Raw genomic sequence first — 19,047 nt, 5'->3', positions numbered from 1 at the left:
AGTGTTTCTGATATAAAAAAGCAGTTGTTTTTTATATCAGAAACATAACGTAAAGGTGTATAAGTATGAATAAACGAAGCCGATTCCTGCTCATTTTAGTAGTTTTGGCAGTGTGCTTTGTCTGCCTGTGGCCATCGGTAAAATGGTATTTTCTGACTCCGAAAGAAGACCAGTCTCTGGCGCTCGGGTCAAGGGAAAAAATCAGGGATTATGCACATGAGCTGGCTGCTGAAGACGTCCGGCAATTGATAAGTGATGCCAGGGCCGATACCCAGGAGCCGGTTGATGCGAAATTCAAACCGGTCATAAAAGTTGCAAAAAAGAATTACAAGGCCATGAAAAAACCGGTCCCGTCCGTGTGGACGGCGAGGGCTTTTCTTGACGCCTTTCCCTCTGAAGCAGATATTCTTTCATATATTGAAGCCGACTACCGCGATCGTATTCTGGCCCTGAAACGGACCCAGGCAAATTCAGTAAAACTGGGTCTGGACCTTTCCGGCGGTATGAGCATTGTTATAAAAGCTGACCTTGAAGCGGCCGTCCAGTCCCAGGGCGGGACCATTACGGATATGGCGGCATTCAAGAGGGACGCGATGAACCAGGTTATGGAAACCCTGACAAGCCGCATTGACCGTTTCGGTCTTTCAGAGCCGGTAATCCGCCGCCAGGGCGAAGACCGCATATATATTGAAATCCCCGGCGCGGCCGATTCCGACCGGATAAATTCAATAATAATGGGGAAGGGTATTCTTGCCTTCCATATGGTTGACAATGACGCAACAAACCAGTTCCTGCAGTATTACGCGCAGTTTCCGACTTCGACCTTTGATTCCGAATATAATCTTCTGAACCCCGATATAATACCTTCAGGCACACAGGTGATGGGCTATTATGTAAAGGACTCATACGGAATCGATGAACGCAGGGGCTTCCTTGTAATAAAGTCGGAACCGGGACTTGAGGGCAAGCATATCAAGAATGTGGAAACCCACAGCGACAGATATGGCCAGCCCGCAGTAACGTTTTCCCTTGATTCGGAAGGCGCCCAGATTTTCGCCGATCTTACCGCGAACAATGTCGGCGAGACTCTTGCCATTGTGTCCGAGGACAAAATAAAATCCTACGCAAGTATCAGACAGGCTATTCCGAATGGACAGGTAGAAATTTCAGGGTTTTCAGCCGAGGAGGCTGAAAACATAAAGGCCGTTCTCCGGACCGCGTCAATAAATGTTCCGCTCGAACTTGAAAGCCAGCAGGTTATAGGCGCTTCAATGGGGGATCAGGCGATCCGCCAGGCCCTGTGGTCGCTCATTTTCGGATTGGCAGCCGTTTTTGTTTTCCTTCTTATCTATTATAAAGGCGCTGGTATAAATGCTTGTGTCGCCCAAATCCTGAATATGTATATTGTTTTCAGTATCCTTTCGGCGTTTAATCTTACCCTTACGCTTCCGAGTGTCGCCGGTATGATTCTTACCATAGGTATGGCCGTTGACGCCAACGTTGTTATCTTCGAACGTATCAAGGATGAACTGAAACTGAAAAAGGGCAGGGAGGCCGCAATCAACGCCGGTTTCAGTCATGCTTTCTGGGCAATTATGGACTCAAACATTACAACCTTTATTGCTGCCATTTTCCTTTCCATACTGGGTTCGGGACCGGTCAAGGGCTTCGCCTATACACTTGCCATCGGTGTTGCTTCTTCCGTATTTACCGCACTCTTTGTATCGCGGCTTCTCTTTGATTTTAATACTGATGTTCTGAAAAAGAAAACTATCAGTATCAGCTGGAGGATAAAATAATGAAAAAGGTAATTAAATTCAGCCGTCTTTTTCTTCCCATGGCGATATTGAGTATAGTATTAATCGCATCAGGCATTTATGGATTTTTTACACGGGGAATTAATTTCGGCATTGATTTTCAGGCCGGTTTGATTGAGCAGATCCGTCTTGCCCCCACCGCCTTTACGCTTGCCTATCAGGGCAGCCAGACAGTGACTTATTCCCAGAATGCTACGGGTATCAATTTTGTTATCACCGGTGTCGGCGCGGACAATGAAACCATCCGTTACGCTTTTCATGAATATCCTACCGTGGAAGCTTTTGCCGCGGCGGTAACGGATATTCCGGGTGTATCCATCCGGATAGAGGGAGATCCCTCTGTTCCTCTCCGTTCGATTTTCCCGGACGCCACGGCTATTACGCGGCTTTCCGCGACGCCCTTCCGTCTGCATTATGTACCTCAAAATGCGGAACCGGTTAACGCCGATGAAATCAGGGAGGCCCTTGCGGATTATCCCGATGCGGCCGTTCAGGTTATCGGCGATCCTGCCGAACGCACCTTCCAGGTCAGGCTCAGTGATGATGGAACTGACAGCGATGCAAGTTTTAATCTCCGGGCAGGCCTTAATGCCGCTCTCGTAAAGGCCTATGGCGATGAAAACCTTGCAGTGATAAGCGCGGATTTTGTCGGTTCAAGATTTTCCGGCAATCTCGCCCGGCAGTCGGTTTTTCTTGTTATCGGCGCGCTCGCTCTGATCTGGCTGTATGCGGCTATCAGGTTCCGGTGGGATTTCGCGCTTGGAGCTATCATTGCCATTATGCATGACGCTCTGATTATGGTGACATTTATTATCTGGACCCGGATGCAGTTCAACTCCACAACTCTTGCCGCCATTCTTACTATCATAGGGTATTCAATAAACGACACGGTAGTTGTCTTTGACCGCATCAGGGAAAACATGAGACTGTATCCCAATATGAGTATTACGGAACACCTTAATCTTTCGCAGACGGAATGTCTGGGACGGACAATTATTACCACTATAACAACCATGCTTGCTGTTGTTTCCCTGTTTATTTTCACGACGGGAGATATCAAAGACTTCGCGCTTGCGCTTCTTATCGGTTTGATAAGCGGGGTGTATTCTACTCTCTTTATTGCAAGCGGCTTTATCAATTTTGTTTCACGCTTCCGCAAGGACAAGGGAATTATCCACGAAAAAGCAAAATCAAAACCTGCCGTTTCCGGAGAAATGGTATGATTAAAAGGGCGGTTTTCGAATTGCCCCTTTTTTAGGTCTTCACTTTCATCCACATCTCCTGTACAGTTATATGCATGAATCATGAACGCCGAATAATACGGGCAGAAATACTTGGTTACTGTATGGGGGTGCGGAGGGCCGTCGAGGCCGCTGAACAAGCTCTGCTGGAAAATCCGCTCCGTCCGGTATATACGTACGGGCCGCTGATTCATAATTCTTCGGCCCTTGAACGCCTGTCCGCTGCAGGAATAATAATTCTTAATGAAAATGAGGATGATCTCCCCGAAGACTTCGGCGGAAAAACCGTCGTAATCCGCGCCCATGGGGTTCCTCCTTCCGTGCGGACCGAACTTGAACGGCGCAATGCCTGTATTGTAGACGCTACCTGTCCCCGTGTGCTTTCGAGCCAGAAGCGGGCCAAATCTTATTCCGAAAAAGGCTACACGGTTATTCTGGTTGGTGACAAAAACCATGGTGAAATTGCAGGAATCGCGGGCTATGCTCCCGGCTGTATTGTGCTTGAAAACCGGGAAGATGTCCTGCAGCTGAAAAGCTATCCCCAGAAGTCGGTACTTATAAGCCAGACTACTATCTCGCAAAATGAATATGATGCCATAGCGGAAGAACTGTCCCGGCATATACCGTATTTGACAGTGTTCAATACTATCTGTCCTGCGACCCTGGAGCGTCAGGATGCCCTCAGGGAACTTGCAGGGCAGGTTGAAGGTATAATAGTGATCGGGGGAAAAAACTCCGCAAATACGCTTCGCCTGTATAACACAGCCTGTGAACTTTCCGGCAGGGTCTGGCATATCGAAAATCCGGACGAAATGCCGGAGGAAATCTTTTTTCTGACAAGAATAGGCATTACCGCAGGTGCCTCGACTCCGGATGATTTGATTAACTCTGTTGAACAAGCGCTTCAAAAAGTATAAACTTATTCAGATCGCTCGCGCCGGTTTGCTCTGACCGGCACTTTATGTTTTGCGGATAGTATATAACCGTTTCTCCTGAAAAGGGTTCCAGGGCTTATGCTGAGGATATCGGTTATGCAAGTTTTCAAACCTCTGCTTTGAAAACTTTTGCTCGGATGTAACTGAACATTTGATTTTAAATAGTTGTAACAAGAGGTTCTTTCAAAGCTAACCGAGTTTTGAAAGAACCTCCAAATCTTATTGAATCTCTGAAAACAGCCCTGGTTGGGAAATGTTCATAAAAAGGATTACTGCTATGAAGGCTATTGAACTGGAAAAGGCGTACAACCCTAAAGATTTTGAAGACCGGATCTATGCTGCCTGGGAAGATGGCGGTTATTTTAAGCCCCATAAAAACCCGGGAAAGAAAAATTTTGTTGTTGTTATTCCTCCTCCGAATGTTACCGGTGTACTGCATATGGGACACGGACTGAACAATTCCCTGCAGGATATTGTTGTGCGCTACCACCGGATGTGCGGAGAGCCGACTCTTTGGGTCCCCGGAACGGATCATGCCGGGATCGCAACCCAGAACGTTGTGGAGCGCGCCTTAAAAAAAGAAGGGCTGAACCGTTACAGTCTTGGCAGAGATGCGTTTATTGAACGTACCTGGAAGGTGGCAAACGAGCACCATACAATAATAACCGAGCAGCTCAAAAAGATGGGGGTAAGCGTCGACTGGAGCCGTGAACGTTTTACACTGGATGAGGGCTTGTCCCGCGCGGTCCGCGAAGTATTTGTTACGTTATACGAACGAGGGCTTATTTACCGGGGAAATTATCTTATAAACTGGTGCACCTCCTGCGGAACAGCGCTTGCTGATGATGAAGTTGAACATAACGACACTGAAGGCAGAATGTACCACATCTGGTATGAACTTGCCGATGGTGAAACAATGCCTGACGGCTCAACCAGAATTGAAATTGCCACAACCCGTCCCGAAACTCTTTTGGGAGACACTGCGGTCGCGGTCCATCCTGAAGATCCGCGTTATGCCGGACTTATCGGAAAGATGGTCAAACTTCCGCTTGCCGGACGGCTTATTCCGGTTATCGCCGATACGTATGTTGACCGGGAATTCGGGACCGGCGCGGTAAAGATTACCCCTGCCCACGACCCGAATGACTGGGAAGTCGCCAAGAGACATAATCTTGAAATAATAAATATTCTCAATCCCGACGGAACTTTAAATGACGCGGTGCCTGAAAAATACCGGAACATGAAAATCCCCGCCGCACGCAAAGAAGTTCTCTCTGATTTGTCGGAAGCGGGTCTTTTCAAAGATGAAGAAAAAATCGTTCATGCTGTCGGAAAATGTTACCGCTGCAATACTATTGTTGAACCCTATCTCTCGGACCAGTGGTTTGTAAAAATGAGACCGCTTGCCGACAAGGCCATAAAGGCCTGGAATCAGGGCGATATTATTTTTTATCCGAAAAGATGGGAGAATACCTATTCACAATGGATGGAAAATATCCGCGACTGGTGTATTTCCCGCCAGCTCTGGTGGGGCCACCGGATTCCTGTCTGGTATTGCGATGACTGCGCGGAAATGATTGTTTCCCGCACGGATGTAACCGAGTGTCCAAGATGCGGGAGTTCCAAACTCCATCAGGATCCCGATGTTCTGGATACCTGGTTTTCAAGCTGGCTCTGGCCTTTTTCCACTCTCGGCTGGCCGGATAAAACACCGGACCTTGAAGCGTTTTATCCGACAACAGCGCTGATAACGGCCTATGACATTATCTTTTTCTGGGTTTCCCGCATGGTTATGGCCGGCCTGGAATTTACCGGGCAGGCTCCTTTCCGTGATATTTATATCCACAGCCTTGTCAGAGACAAACAGGGCCGGAAAATGAGCAAGTCTCTGGGAAACGGTATTAATCCGCTTGATATTATAAATGAATACGGAGCGGACGCGCTGAAATTCACACTGGCCTTTATGTGCGCCCAGGGACAGGATGTTCTCATAGATAATGAATCATTCAAACTTGGTTCCCGCTTTGCGAATAAAATCTGGAATGCCTCCCGGTACATATTGGGAAATCTCGAAGGCCGCGAAATTGTTCCTGTCGCTGACAGCGATCTGACGGAACTTGATGAGTGGATTTATCACCGTCTGGATCAGTCCGTCCGCAGTGTCCGTTCCGCGCTTGAAACGTACCGGTATAATGATGCCGCGCTGGCGCTGTACGAATTTTTCTGGAATGATTTTTGCGACTGGTATGTTGAGGCAAGCAAGATTTCCTTTAAAAACGGTGACGAAGCTGAAAAAAACCGCGCCGTATCAGTACTTCTCAATGTCCTCGAAGAAAGCCTGAGGCTGCTCCATCCGTATCTTCCCTTTGTAACGGAAGAAATCTATCAGAAACTTCCTGAAAACTGCGCAGCCGGCGCTTCCCGGAAATCCGAAATGCTTATAAATGCGCCGTATCCCGAGCCTTCGGATAACAGAAAGAAGCCTGCGGCTGAAGCCCGCTTTACCGCGCTCCAGGAACTGGTTCGCGCCGTCAGGGCACTCCGGGCCGAATGCGGCATTGACCCTGCTCTTAAAATCCGGGCCGCCCTTTATACGGAACTCGGCAGTGATATAGAAGTCGCGCGGGAAAAAACCGAAATTATAAAACTGCTGGCGGGAATTTCCGAAATTACATTTATCAATTCCCCGGCTGAAAAACCGCAGGGATCTATCGGAACAGTAGGGAAAGGCTTTGAGGCCTTTGTTCTGGCAGGAGAAGGGACGGACGCGTCCCAGCTTGTTTTACGGTTTACCCGCGAAATTGAAAAAGAAAGGGTAAATCTTGCCCGCCTTGAAACCAAACTTGCCAATGAGAGCTTTGTTGCGCGGGCTCCGGCGGAAGTCGTTGCCGCGGAAAAGGAAAAAATGGCGGAAATTCAGCGGAGAATAGAAAAACTCAGTGGATATATAGCCGATTTGCAGTAAAATATAGTCAGATAATTTAAATTATTTGACTATTTCAGATACATAAATTATAGGAGTATATATTTAAAGAGGCTTTATGAATACTCAGGAAATGCTGGTTCTAAATGGTATGTATCTCGCTCCCTATATGCAGATAGCGACCGCGCTTATCGGCAAGCAGCGTCATGCCGGCGGAAATATGTTCCGCCACCAATTGGATACCATGGCTATTCTGATCGACTATGGCTATATTGACAGTGTTCTTCTGAAAGCTTCTATTATCCATGATGTCATTGAAGACATTCCCGATTTCAACCGTAACAAAATTCTTGAAATCGACATGGAATCCGGACAGGTATATGATCTTGTAATGGAAGTAACCAGACAGGAAGGACAGCTGAAAAGTGACTATCTGAAACGGATTCTGGAAAAAGGCTCGCATAAGGCCAAGGTCTTGAAATGCGCCGACCGCATCAGCAATATGATAAGTCTGGGTTTTGTTTCAAAGCCGGAATTTATTGAGCGCTATTGCGATGAAACAGAACTGTATATTTTTCCCATTGCGCTGGAAGTAAATTTCGATATGTACCAGGAACTCATCCAGCTTGTAATTTCCCGGCGGAAATATCTGGAAGATTCGGGATATCTGGCCCGCAACTTGAAAAAAGCAAATACCTGAAAAAATACGGACAGACTTTTCTTTTTTTAAAATAAGTACAGCTTTTATTTTTATATTTGATTATATTATATAGATGAAAGCGGGGATCGGTGATTTCCGGCTTTTATGAGAAACCGGGCAAACAAAGTTTCTTGAAACATTGTTTCTCAATTGACACGGAAACATAGTTTCCGTAAAATAAATACAATATATTTTTATTGATTAGGGAGAGCTGTAATGAAAGTAGGTATTAACGGTTTTGGCCGCATCGGCCGTATGGTATTCCGGTCCATAATTGAAAATTTTAAGGACATTGATGTTGTTGGTATTAATGACCTCCTCGAGCCTGATTATCTTGCCTATATGCTGAAATATGATTCAGTACACGGACAGTTCACGGGAGATGTCTCTGTTGAAGGCAATACCCTCATTGTAAACGGAAAAAAGATCCGCCTTACTGCGGAAAAAGATCCGGCGGCCCTCAAGTGGAATGAAGTCGGCGCGGAAGTAGTAGTGGAATCAACAGGACTCTTCCTTACCAAAGAAACCGCCGAAGCTCATATCGCGGCTGGCGCAAAAAAGGTTATTATGTCCGCTCCTTCAAAGGATGACACTCCGATGTTTGTTTTCGGCGTAAATGACGATAAATACGCAGGTCAGGCTATTATTTCCGCCGCGTCCTGTACAACAAACTGTCTCGCTCCGGTAGCAAAAGTCCTGCATGAAACCTTTGGAATCAAACGCGGTCTTATGACAACCGTTCATGCCACAACCGCAACCCAGAAAACCGTTGACGGCCCTTCAAAGAAAGACTGGCGCGGAGGACGCGGTATCCTCGAAAATATTATTCCGAGTTCAACCGGCGCTGCAAAGGCTGTCGGCAAGGTCCTTCCTGAACTGAACGGAAAGCTTACCGGTATGTCAATGCGCGTTCCCACTTCCGATGTTTCTGTTGTGGACCTGACTGTGGAACTTGAAAAAGCAGCCAGCTATGATGATATCTGCAAGGCCATGAAATCTGCTTCCGAAGGAAAACTGAAGGGTATCCTCGGCTATACCGAAGATTCAGTGGTTTCGACCGATTTCCGCGGAGATCCCAGAACTTCAATTTTTGATGCAAAAGCCGGTATCGCGCTTGATCCGACCTTTGTGAAGATTGTTTCCTGGTATGATAATGAATGGGGCTATTCAAATAAACTTGTTGAATTGATCCGCGTTATCTCGAAATAATTTTTAAGATTATTTGCTGATAAAACCGCCCTCAGAAAGGGCGGTTTTTTTCCCTGAACTGCAGCAGAATAGCTGTGCGCTCCGCCCTGGCTGATACTATTCGGAAAAACGTCCTGCTAATCAAATTTCTTTCAACCCTGCTGTTTCCGGCGCTTCCCCAAAATAACAAAAAGCGCATATCAGACTCTTTCCCTGTCTGTATCCGGATGTTTTTCCGGCTTTGTCCGGTGCCTAACTATTTACTTTCTCGCATCAAACTGGTATGTTTTATCCGGGGGTAGCTGAAATTCTACTATAAAATGCCCTGATTTAACCGGTATTTCAGATTTTAAATATGCTTTCAATGACTTCAATTAGGAGGAGTTCCATGATTAAGACGGTAAAAGATGTTGATTTAAAAGGCAAACGGATTATTATGCGCGTTGATTTTAATGTGCCCATGAAGGATGGGGTTGTTCAGGACGACACCCGTATTATGGCCTCCCTGCCGACCATACAATATATTCTTGATCAAAAACCCCGGTCTCTGGTTTTGATGAGCCATCTCGGAGATCCTTCTAAGGATTCAAAAAAGGCCCAGGAAAAGGCCGAAAAAGACGGCAAACCCTTTGATATGGACGCCTACATAGCCGGTAAGCACCGGATGAAACCGGTTGCGGAATATCTCTCCAAAAAACTGGGGAAACCGGTCGAATTCGCGGATTCCTGCTTCGGACAGAAGGCCAAAGTTGATTCTCTGCCTGAAGGCGGTATTCTTATGCTTGAAAACACCCGTTTCCATAAAGAAGAAACCTCAAAGGACGAAGCCCAGCAGGAAGTTCTGGCAAAAGAGCTTGCCACGTACGGCGATATATTTGTGAATGACGCTTTCGGTACCGCGCACCGCGCCCATGCATCAACCGCAACAATTGCAAAATTTGTTCCGGTAAAAGTTGCCGGTTTTCTCATGGAAAAAGAAGTAACATATCTGGAACCCATGGTTACAAATCCTCCGAAACCCATGACCGCGATTATCGGCGGGGCAAAGGTTTCTTCGAAGATCGCGGTACTGGAGAGCCTTTTAAAAAATGCTTCTTCGCTTATTATCGGCGGAGGAATGGCCTATACCTTTCTGAAGGCGCAGGGACACACCATCGGAAAATCTCTTGTGGAAGATGATTTTATTACCACCGCTAAAAACCTGCTTGCCGCGGCCGCCGCGAAAAATGTAAAAATAATCCTGCCTGTTGATCACCTCTGCGCGGAAACCTTTTCCGCCGACGCAAAGCCGGTTCCTGTTGACGGACTGGACATTCCCGATAATCTTATGGGAATGGATGTCGGACCGAAAACAATCGCGCTGTATAAGGAAATTATTCTTGCTTCAAAATCCATCGTATGGAACGGACCTGTCGGGGTTTTCGAATTCGACGCCTTTGCCAAGGGTACGGAAGAAGTTGCCCATCTTGTCGCGGAAGCGACGGAGAAGGGCGCGGTCAGCGTTGTCGGCGGAGGCGATTCAGTCGCCGCCGTGAACAAATTCAATCTTGCTTCAAAAATGAGCCATGTTTCAACGGGCGGCGGCGCTTCCCTGGAATTCCTCGAGGGGAAAACCCTTCCCGGTATTGCCGTTCTGGACCAGAAATAATGGACTGCAATGGGCCGCGCGCTGTTCTTTGCGCGGTCCTTATTCAAAAAATGCTGATATATTTTAAGGAGAATACAAATGCGTACGTATTTTATTGCCGGTAACTGGAAAATGCATAAAACCATACCGGAGGCTGTGGCCCTGGCGGCGGAACTGGTTAAGGAACTGAAAAACGGTTCCGGTAAATATATGATAGCCCCGTCTTTTACCGCACTTGATGCGGTTTCAAAAGTAACAAAGGGAACCAACATTTTGCTGGGCGCCCAGAACATGAGCACTGACGAAGCGGGAGCCCATACCGGTGAGGTATCCGTGCTTCAGCTGAAAGATATCGGGGTACAGGTTGTCATTCTCGGCCATTCGGAACGCCGGCACATCTATGGTGAAACCGATGAAATGATAAACAAAAAAGTCCGGCTCGCCCTTTCCCACGGACTCGAAGTTATTCTGTGCGTAGGTGAACTTCTGTCGGAACGCGAAGAGGGCAAAGCCGAAGCCGTATGTGAAGAGCAGACCAGAAAGGGTCTGGCCGGGGTTTCCGCTGATGATCTGAAAAAAGTGACCATCGCCTATGAACCGGTATGGGCAATCGGTACCGGAAAGGTAGCCACTCCCGAAGATGCCGAAGCTATTCATGCCTTTATCCGGAATATTATTGCGGATATGTACGGGAAACAGGCCGCCGGAGAAATAATTATCCAGTACGGCGGATCAATGAAGGCGGATAACTGCGCGGGACTTCTTGCGAAGGAAGATATTGACGGCGGCCTTATCGGGGAGCTTCTCTCAAGGCCGAAACCTTTGTTCCCATTGCATTGACTGAATAGGGGAAGGGGAGACATTTAAAACGTATCAATTCATGGCGCGCTCCGCTTGCATAAAGCAAGGTCTTTGGAGTATAGTGTCAGGTGAATTATTTAATGGAGTAGTTTAATTATGGGTGTCATTGGTGTAATTTTACTGGTAGTTTTTGTTATTGTTTGTTTGCTGATTATAGCGCTTGTTCTTATGCAGAATGAAGAAGGTGATGGGCTGGGCGGTCTCTTGTCAAGCGGAAGCAATTCTGCATTCGGATCGAGATCTGCCGGTGTGCTGACCAAAATCACCTATGTAGTTGTAACGCTTTTTTTTGTTACAGCCTTTCTTCTCGCGCTTATCAATAAGAGTCCGAGCGACAAAGGACTCGAAGAAGCGGCAATGACCGATCAGCCGCAGACGGAAACCAGGTTCTGGGAAAGCAGCGACGGGACTTCGGATATTTACTACGAAGAATCAACGGGTCCTGCAGAAGGCGAAGCGCCGGTAATGTCATCCGAATCGGCTGAAATTGAATAATTGGGCGGGGTTATTGTATGGTTCTCGGTAATATTTTTTCACCTGCGGTAATTAAGACAAATCTTGAAAGCGAAGATAAAGAAGAAGTTTTTGAAGAACTTGTTGATGTTTTTGTTTCTGCGCACCCTCATGCATCCCGTTCCGCAATTCTGGACTCCATCAGAGACCGGGAGGCAAAACTCTCAACAGGGATAACCTATGGTGTCGCTGTTCCCCATGCCCAGACCGATCAGGTTGACACCATTCAGGGCGTAATAGGGATATCGGAAGAAGGTATTGATTATGACGCTCTTGACGGAAAACCTGTTCACCTTATTTTTATGATTCTGTCTCCGAAGGAGGAAGACTGCTCTCTTCATTTGCGTGTTTTAAAGCGTCTTTCAACACTTCTCAAGGATCCTGATTTTTACCAGACACTTATTTCCCAAAAGATCCGCAGAGTGTGTACAACGCATTATGCAGATTTGAAGATATTTTGACGACGAATTCCATGTAGTTCATGGTAAATGTATACTGAAATTAATAAGGAGCCTTCTGAAACTGTATCCATAGACGGAACTAGGACTGGGTATTTCATTACGGTTTTTCAGAAGTTTCCCTTAACATAGAGAAAAACCGACAGCAAAACAGATTTTTTCCTGCTGCCGTTTTGTAGGAGGTTAAGATGATCGAACAGGATGTAATAGGCCATCTTATTGATGTCGAACGTCTTGCATCTGATTTGCTGCTCGACGCACAAACTGAAGCTGATAAAAGAAGAAAAGCCGCGAAGGACGCCGCCGATCTGGAATATCAAACCGCTTACGCAAAGATTATTTCAGAGATGGAATCATCCTATGAATCGGAAAAGCAGAAAACTGATTCGGAAAAAGAGGCATCTTTTAAATCCTATCAGTCAGATCTCGAGAAAATCCCTCAGAATTATCAGGACTTTACTGCCTTTCTTAATTCACTGTTCCCCGGAAACTAAACATGGACAGAACCGCAGCTGATGCATTTGTGTATTCAAAAGCCTCCGGCATGTATGCCCGTTCCTTTGTCGGTATACGGGCGCGGAAATTGTTTGAGGCAAAACGTATACAGGATTTATGGGCTTTGCTCTTCAGTGAAGAAGTCCCGCTTGTCCCCGAAGGGCTGCTTGCGCTTTTGCTTGAACGAAAGGCGGAACAGACTTCCGCGGATGATTATATCAGGCTCCTTTCGGCCTATGACAAACCTGATGCTCTTTCCCGGGCTCTTATACTTCTGTTTGATTATAACAATCTTAAGGCTGCGGCGGACGCGGTTTTGCTTGGAGCGACCACGTCCCCCTTTATGGTAAACATCGGGAATTTCGGACTTTTTAACCAGAAAAAATGGCCCAATATCGCCGCAATGACCCAGAATACTCCTGTTTCATGGTATAACCGGATTCCTTCGTTCGAGGAGCAGATTGAATGGGAAAACCGTCTTGATGAGGAATATTACGAGACTCTCTGGCATTCAATGCATTCGCTGAGAAAAAAGACCGGAACGCCGCTGAACCCATTATCCGGGAAGAAATTATTCTGCAGAATATTGTTTGGGCATTACGCCTGAAGATTTATTATGATAAAACGGAAGAAGAAATAATACCGATGCTTGCCTTCGGAAAATCAAAAAAGAAGAGTTCTCGATTTTGTGCCAGCCAGCGCTGGCGGCATTATCAAAGCCGGTCGATTCCAGACCTGAATGGGAATCATGGAAATACAAATGGCTTCTAAACCCCTATGAAGAAGGTGTTCCCTGGGAGGCTGATCCCCGCTGGATGCAGTTTGCCTCGGACAAATATCTGTATCATCTTGCAATGGTGAGGTTTCATCAGCATCCTTTTACGGCAGGGGTTTTGGTTTCCTTTTTTAAGATACAACAGTTGGAGCAGCAAATGATACGCGTTGCAGTAGAGGGTCTTCGCCTCGGCACCACGGAAACTCAGATGAGAGAATTTATGGAGGGGCCCCAGGATGTTTAAGACAACTACAATGAAGCTTGTAGAATTAATGATACTCCGTCAGGATATTGACAAGGTTCTGGAATATCTTGGCCGGCGCTCGAATTTTGAAATGCAAAGCCAGGGAGAAGAAGTTAGCGCCGCCCCTGTCCCTTCCCACGACAGCGACTTCCTGGATAAGCTGCACGCATGCAGAACATATCTCGGAATTCCCGATGCCCATGAATACGCAGAAGATATTACCCTGCCTACTGAAAAAGATTTTGCTGCGGCAAAAAAAATAATGGAAGATGTGGAAGATCTTCGCACCCGCGAGACCGCGGCCGTTGACCGCCAGAAACGAGTGGCGGAGGCTTATGATGAAGCAAGGGCCTTTGCAAATCTTAAGGTTGCCTACACCGAACTCGAACATTTAACCTTTTTAACCATGCGCGTAGGAAAAATTGATCCTTCAATGGTTGATGAACTGAAATTTGCTCTTTCCGACCGGGCCGTCGTAGTCCCGCTCGGAGAGGACAACAGCAGAATCCTCGCGGCTTCTTCAAAAAAAGGAAGATTCGCTCTTGATTCCGAACTGAAGAGGTTCGGGTTTGTTCCCCTTGAAATACCAAAGGATTTTAAAGGTGTTCCGGATGATGTTCTTGAAGGACTTCGTACGCAGGTCAATGAGACTTCCCGCGACACGGACAATCTCACCCTTGAAAGAAAGAGATACGCTGAAACCCATTCCTCTGAACTGCTCCGGCTCCTCCAGGCTTTTTCCCTGGGTGCGCAGGTTCAGCAGGTCCGCAACGGGCTTGAAGCGACACAGCTGGTATACAGGGTTTTGGGATGGATTTCCGCTCCCGACTGTGCGACCCTGATGAAGGACCTGGATAATCTGACTGAAGGACGGATCGCGATCCGCGCCTATACACCGGATGAGGTCCCTTCCGTAAAAAACGGCCATGAAAAGGTCCCGGTGCAGTACAAACACGGTCCGCTGGTGAAAAGTTTTGAGCGGATGATTTTCAGTTACGGCGCCCCTTTGTACGGGACTATTGATCCGACTCCTATAGTCGCCTTCTTCTTTACACTCCTTTTCGGCATAATGTTCGGCGACCTGGGGCAGGGGTTCGTTTTTTTCCTTCTCGGGCTTATTATGCAGACAAAAAAAGTAAACGCGCTGCGGAAGTGGCAGCATTTTGCCCCGATTTTTATTGCCATCGGTTGTTCCAGTATGGTTATGGGTCTTCTCACCGGCACGGTTTTCGCGAATGAGGAACTTCTGATTCCTTTCGGACGGTGGGTGACGGGCCTGTTCGGAACACCTCATGACCGTATTCTCGAATTGATGCCTTCCGCCAATTCGATGGATAAGCTCCTGCTCTTTTTCGGTTTCACCCTTCTGATAGGTTTTATTATCAATTCAATTGGACTGGTTATTAATATTGTCAACCAGTTTATGCTTAAAAAACCGGCGAAGGCTATTTTCAGTAAAACAGGTATCTGCGGCGCATGGTTTTTCTGGTATATTATTTTTGCCGCTGTCCGCATTCTGGTTACCCACACCGGAATACGGTGGTTTGATATTGTACTCGTTGTAACACCTCTTCTGGGAATTTTCTTTGCGGAACCTTTGACCCGGCTAATTGAAGGAAAACGTCCGGTACTTGAAAACGGACTGTTTTCGGCTATTATCGAAGGTATTGTCGAGCTTCTGGAAGTTGTTTCAACCTATATTTCAAATTCGATCAGCTTTTTGCGTGTCGGCGCTTTTGCGCTTTCCCACGCCGTATTAAGCTATATTGTGTTTACAATGACTACGCTCGTAAACAATGCGCTTCCTCCTTTCGGAATACTTGTCAGTATTTTTGGAAATCTGGTCATTATTGTTCTCGAAGGTTTGATTGTAGCCATACAGGTTATTCGCTTGCAGTATTATGAGTTTTTCTCGAAATTTTTTACAGAAACCGGAAAGGAATTCAAGCCGTTCCGATTCAAATATAAGGAGAATTAGGATGAACCGAAAAAAAATTATTGCTGTTGTTTTTCTGCTTATCGGTATGGTTGGCATGATGTTCGCTGCAGAAGAAGCTGCGGCAGCGACAGCAGGAACCGTTGATTCAACTGTGTCCGCTTTCAAGTATCTTGCTGCTGCCCTGGCGGTAGGGATTGCCTGTATTGCCGGCGGAATGGCGGTCGGCCGTATCGGCGCCGCTGCAATGGGCGCTATGAGCGAGAATTCGGAGCTTTCCGGAAAGGCCCTGCCCTTTGTCGGCCTTGCGGAAGGTATATGTCTGTGGGGTTTTTTGGTTGCCCTTCTGATTATTCTGCTGTAATAACCGGGAATTAATGAGTGAAATACTGTTTTATTGGTGAGCGGGAACTGGTATTAGCCTTTGCCCTTGTCGGAGTTAACGGCATTATAGCGAATACTCCGGAGGAAGCCCGGGACGCGTTTTTCCGTGTGACCGGACGGGGCAATATGCTTGCCGGCGGTACACCGTCGGTTGAGGAGCGGCCCCGCATACTTATTCTGACGGAAGATGTTTCATCAATGCTGGGAGAAGAAGTCAGCAATTGGCAGATGGGAACTGAATATCCGCTGATTGTTGAAATCCCGGGATTGCATGGGCATTTACCGGACAGAAAATCGCTGACGGAAGCGATCCGCGACGCAATCGGTATTCATGTATAATATTTTGAGTATCTTTCCTTATGTGACGAAAGATGCTTCCGTTTTTACGCTGATGCGTACTGCTGTAAGCGGAAACCCCGCCTTTTAGAACGGGTTTTCCGCAAATTATAAAACCGGCTGTCTGTACGGTTTGATATGGACGCCGTTTGTTAAGAGTGGTTAATTTTATGGAAGAACTTCGTTCGACAGAAAGCCTTGACCGGGAGATTCAGGAAGAAGCCCGCCGGAAGGCCGAGAAAATTCTTAAAGCCAGTGAAAATGACGCCCGGCAAATTGCCGCGAATGTTTCCGAACGTATTGAACACATCAGAAAGGCAAAAGAACAGGAGTACGCGAAAAAAATAGACGCATACCGGAAAGATACCGATTCAGCCATTCCCCTTGAAAAACAGCGTCTGCTGGTTTCCTTTGTCGATATTTCCGTCCATAATGCGCTTTCGGCATGGTTCCGTGAAATGGGAGAAGACAGACAGATACTGCTTTTGAAAAGCCTCCTCGCGAAATATAAATCAGTTCTTGCGGGCCGGAAAATTTCAGCGGTATTTCATGGCTTTACCGTGAAAAATGTAAAAAAAATTCTGGAAGCTGTTTTCGGACCGGATTCCGTTGAGAATGTCACGGAAATACCGGAAAAGCGGGCGCTTGAACTCGGGTTTTCATCGGGCATTTTTGTGGAATCAGCCGATCATGGTATAATTTGCAGGGCAACAATGGAAGAACTGACTTATAATATTCTAATGACAAAACGGCAGGAACTTGCGGAAAATCTTCTTGGCGGGGAAATTCTGCAGTCCGGGAGGTTGCCTGAATGACTAATACCGAAACCATATCCGGTGTAATAACAGGAAGGGTTATTCGTATATCGGGCCCTATAGTATTTGCCGAAGGACTGGAAGCCTGCGGCTTATATGATGTTGTCAATGTCGGTGAAGCTGCCCTGATAGGCGAAATTATCAGACTTAAAGATGGAATCGCTACAATACAGGTATATGAAGATGATACGGGCATGCATATTGGTGAAAAAGTAACCTGTCTGCGCCGGCCTCTTTCAGTGCGGCTTGGTCCCGGCCTGATAGGTACTATTTATGATGGTATCCAGCGTCCTCTTGAATCCCTGTTTGATTCGACCGGTGTGTTTCTTCTTCCAGGCGCCCGGAGCGAGCCTCTTGATACCACAAAAAAGTGGCATTTTGTTCCTGAAAAGGACATCCTTTCGGATGGAAATAAATCAATATATCCCGGCATGCCGGTTGGTACTGTGCGGGAAACATCATCCGTTCTCCATAAGATTATGGTCCCTGCCGATATACGTGGAAAAACCATAGTCTGGATAGCCGATGAAGGCGATTATACAATTACTGATGTTGTAGCGAAAACAGAGCTTGACGAGTCCCTGTATCTCGCCCATTACTGGCCAGTCCGCAAAGCCAGACCGTTTTTTGAAAAACTGACCGTATCGGATCCCCTGATTACCGGACAGAGAGTTATTGATGTCTTTTTCCCCATATCAAAGGGAGGTACGGCCGCAATTCCGGGCGGTTTTGGTACGGGAAAGACCATGACCCAGCACGCGATTGCCAAATGGTGCGATGTCGATATTATCGTGTATATCGGCTGCGGTGAACGCGGAAATGAAATGACTGATGTTCTCACCGAATTTCCTGAACTTATTGACCCCAGAACAAACCGTTCCCTGATGGAACGTACCATATTAATTGCAAATACTTCGAATATGCCGGTAGCGGCCCGTGAAGTTTCTCTTTACTCGGGAATTACCCTTGCCGAATATTACCGTGATATGGGAATGGCCGTTGCCGTTATGGCTGATTCAACCAGCCGGTGGGCGGAAGCCCTCCGGGAGCTTTCAGGCCGCATGGAGGAAATGCCGGCCGAAGAAGGCTTCCCCGCGTATCTCCCGACACGGCTGGCCGAATTCTACGAACGGGCAGGGCGGGTTTCTTCCCTGAATAAGGAACAGGGGTCCGTATCAATTATCGGAGCCGTTTCTCCGCCCGGCGGGGACTTTTCCGAGCCGGTAACCCAGCACACCAAACGGTTTATACGCTGTTTCTGGGCGCTTGACCGGGAACTTGCCAACGCGAGGCATTATCCTGCGATAAGCTGGACGGACTCCTATTCGGAATATGCGGATGAAATCAAACCCTGGTGGGACCGTCTTGACCCCCGCTGGAATCAGGTCCGGGTTGCGGCTCTTGAATTACTCAAGCGCGAACAGCGGCTCCAGCAGATTGTAAGACTTATAGGCCCTGATGCTCTGCCTGATACCGAACGGATCATTCTTGTCGTTGCTGAAATGATTAAAAACGGGTTTCTCCAGCAGAGCGCCTTTGATGATATTGATATGTATTCAGTTCCTGAAAAGCAGATCATGATTCTGTCAATTATGATGAAATTTTATGACAGGGCAAATCTTATTATCAAAAACGGCTGTCCGCTCATTAAAATTGTGGGACTTCCATGCCGTGAAGATATTATCCGCATAAAAACAACCTATACAAATGATAATATAGCAGGAATTTCAGATGTTGAAAAAGAAATGGATCAGCAGCTGGATGAACTCGAACGGATATACCGGAAGGCGGTGATATAG

General features: G+C 46.9%; 17 protein-coding genes and 1 pseudogene. All 18 read left to right on the top strand.

The genetic code is table 11. The annotated features are described in order from the left end of the window. Positions 1–65 precede the first annotated feature (65 nt). Entirely contained in the window at positions 66–1,799 is a 1,734-nt protein-coding gene (gene secD / locus K7I13_RS03440; RefSeq protein WP_255947968.1) for a protein translocase subunit SecD, read from the top strand. Beyond that, positions 1,799–3,040: a protein translocase subunit SecF gene (gene secF / locus K7I13_RS03435; protein WP_255947965.1), complete on the top strand. Its 1,242-nt coding sequence runs from the start codon at positions 1,799–1,801 to the stop codon at positions 3,038–3,040. The genes secD and secF overlap by 1 nt, the downstream gene beginning before the upstream one ends. Before the next feature lie 74 nt (positions 3,041–3,114). Continuing rightward, positions 3,115–3,975, top strand: a complete 861-nt coding sequence (ispH, locus tag K7I13_RS03430) for a 4-hydroxy-3-methylbut-2-enyl diphosphate reductase (RefSeq protein ID WP_255947963.1) — start codon at positions 3,115–3,117, stop codon at positions 3,973–3,975. A 295-nt stretch (positions 3,976–4,270) separates the two neighbouring features. Further along, positions 4,271–6,958, top strand: coding sequence for a valine--tRNA ligase (locus tag K7I13_RS03425; protein WP_255947952.1), 2,688 nt, complete (start codon positions 4,271–4,273; stop codon positions 6,956–6,958). Between the two features lie 76 nt (positions 6,959–7,034). Beyond that, the gene (locus tag K7I13_RS03420; RefSeq protein ID WP_255947947.1) at positions 7,035–7,616 is read left to right on the top strand and encodes a hypothetical protein; all 582 of its coding nucleotides are present in this window, start codon (positions 7,035–7,037) and stop codon (positions 7,614–7,616) included. Positions 7,617–7,832: 216 nt separating this feature from the next. After that, positions 7,833–8,825 carry a type I glyceraldehyde-3-phosphate dehydrogenase gene (gap, locus tag K7I13_RS03415; RefSeq protein ID WP_255947945.1) on the top strand — a complete coding sequence of 331 codons (993 nt, stop codon included), beginning with the start codon at positions 7,833–7,835 and terminating at the stop codon, positions 8,823–8,825. Between the two features lie 367 nt (positions 8,826–9,192). Further along, positions 9,193–10,452, top strand: coding sequence for a phosphoglycerate kinase (locus K7I13_RS03410; RefSeq protein WP_255947943.1), 1,260 nt, complete (start codon positions 9,193–9,195; stop codon positions 10,450–10,452). Positions 10,453–10,530: 78 nt separating this feature from the next. After that, positions 10,531–11,279: pseudogene (gene tpiA / locus K7I13_RS03405) on the top strand (triose-phosphate isomerase). A gap of 109 nt (positions 11,280–11,388) precedes the next feature. Continuing rightward, complete coding sequence (gene secG / locus K7I13_RS03400; RefSeq protein ID WP_255947941.1) at positions 11,389–11,787, top strand: preprotein translocase subunit SecG; 399 nt, start codon at positions 11,389–11,391, stop codon at positions 11,785–11,787. 17 nt (positions 11,788–11,804) lie between these two features. Beyond that, positions 11,805–12,266, top strand: coding sequence for a PTS sugar transporter subunit IIA (locus K7I13_RS03395; protein WP_255947939.1), 462 nt, complete (start codon positions 11,805–11,807; stop codon positions 12,264–12,266). Positions 12,267–12,451: 185 nt separating this feature from the next. Then, positions 12,452–12,757 carry a hypothetical protein gene (locus K7I13_RS03390; protein WP_255947937.1) on the top strand — a complete coding sequence of 102 codons (306 nt, stop codon included), beginning with the start codon at positions 12,452–12,454 and terminating at the stop codon, positions 12,755–12,757. Positions 12,758–12,759: 2 nt separating this feature from the next. Beyond that, a complete protein-coding gene (locus tag K7I13_RS03385) occupies positions 12,760–13,365 on the top strand; it encodes a hypothetical protein (RefSeq protein ID WP_255947935.1) in 606 nt (201 codons plus the stop codon). 79 nt (positions 13,366–13,444) lie between these two features. Continuing rightward, a complete protein-coding gene (locus K7I13_RS03380; protein WP_255947933.1) occupies positions 13,445–13,777 on the top strand; it encodes a V-type ATPase subunit in 333 nt (110 codons plus the stop codon). Next, positions 13,770–15,755 carry a V-type ATP synthase subunit I gene (locus K7I13_RS03375; RefSeq protein ID WP_255947931.1) on the top strand — a complete coding sequence of 662 codons (1,986 nt, stop codon included), beginning with the start codon at positions 13,770–13,772 and terminating at the stop codon, positions 15,753–15,755. The genes K7I13_RS03380 and K7I13_RS03375 overlap by 8 nt, the downstream gene beginning before the upstream one ends. A gap of 1 nt (position 15,756) precedes the next feature. Continuing rightward, positions 15,757–16,077: an ATP synthase subunit C gene (locus tag K7I13_RS03370; RefSeq protein ID WP_255947929.1), complete on the top strand. Its 321-nt coding sequence runs from the start codon at positions 15,757–15,759 to the stop codon at positions 16,075–16,077. A 17-nt stretch (positions 16,078–16,094) separates the two neighbouring features. Further along, on the top strand, positions 16,095–16,436 hold the full coding sequence (locus K7I13_RS03365) for a V-type ATP synthase subunit F (RefSeq protein WP_255947927.1): 342 nt from the start codon (positions 16,095–16,097) through the stop codon (positions 16,434–16,436). A 167-nt stretch (positions 16,437–16,603) separates the two neighbouring features. Then, the gene (locus K7I13_RS03360; protein ID WP_255947925.1) at positions 16,604–17,248 is read left to right on the top strand and encodes a V-type ATP synthase subunit E family protein; all 645 of its coding nucleotides are present in this window, start codon (positions 16,604–16,606) and stop codon (positions 17,246–17,248) included. Beyond that, positions 17,245–19,047, top strand: coding sequence for a V-type ATP synthase subunit A (locus K7I13_RS03355; RefSeq protein WP_255947923.1), 1,803 nt, complete (start codon positions 17,245–17,247; stop codon positions 19,045–19,047). The genes K7I13_RS03360 and K7I13_RS03355 overlap by 4 nt, the downstream gene beginning before the upstream one ends.

The sequence above is a fragment of the Brucepastera parasyntrophica genome (assembly GCF_022376835.1).
Classification (GTDB): domain Bacteria; phylum Spirochaetota; class Spirochaetia; order Treponematales; family Treponemataceae; genus Brucepastera; species Brucepastera parasyntrophica.
This window is presented reverse-complemented; position numbering and strand designations above follow the sequence as displayed.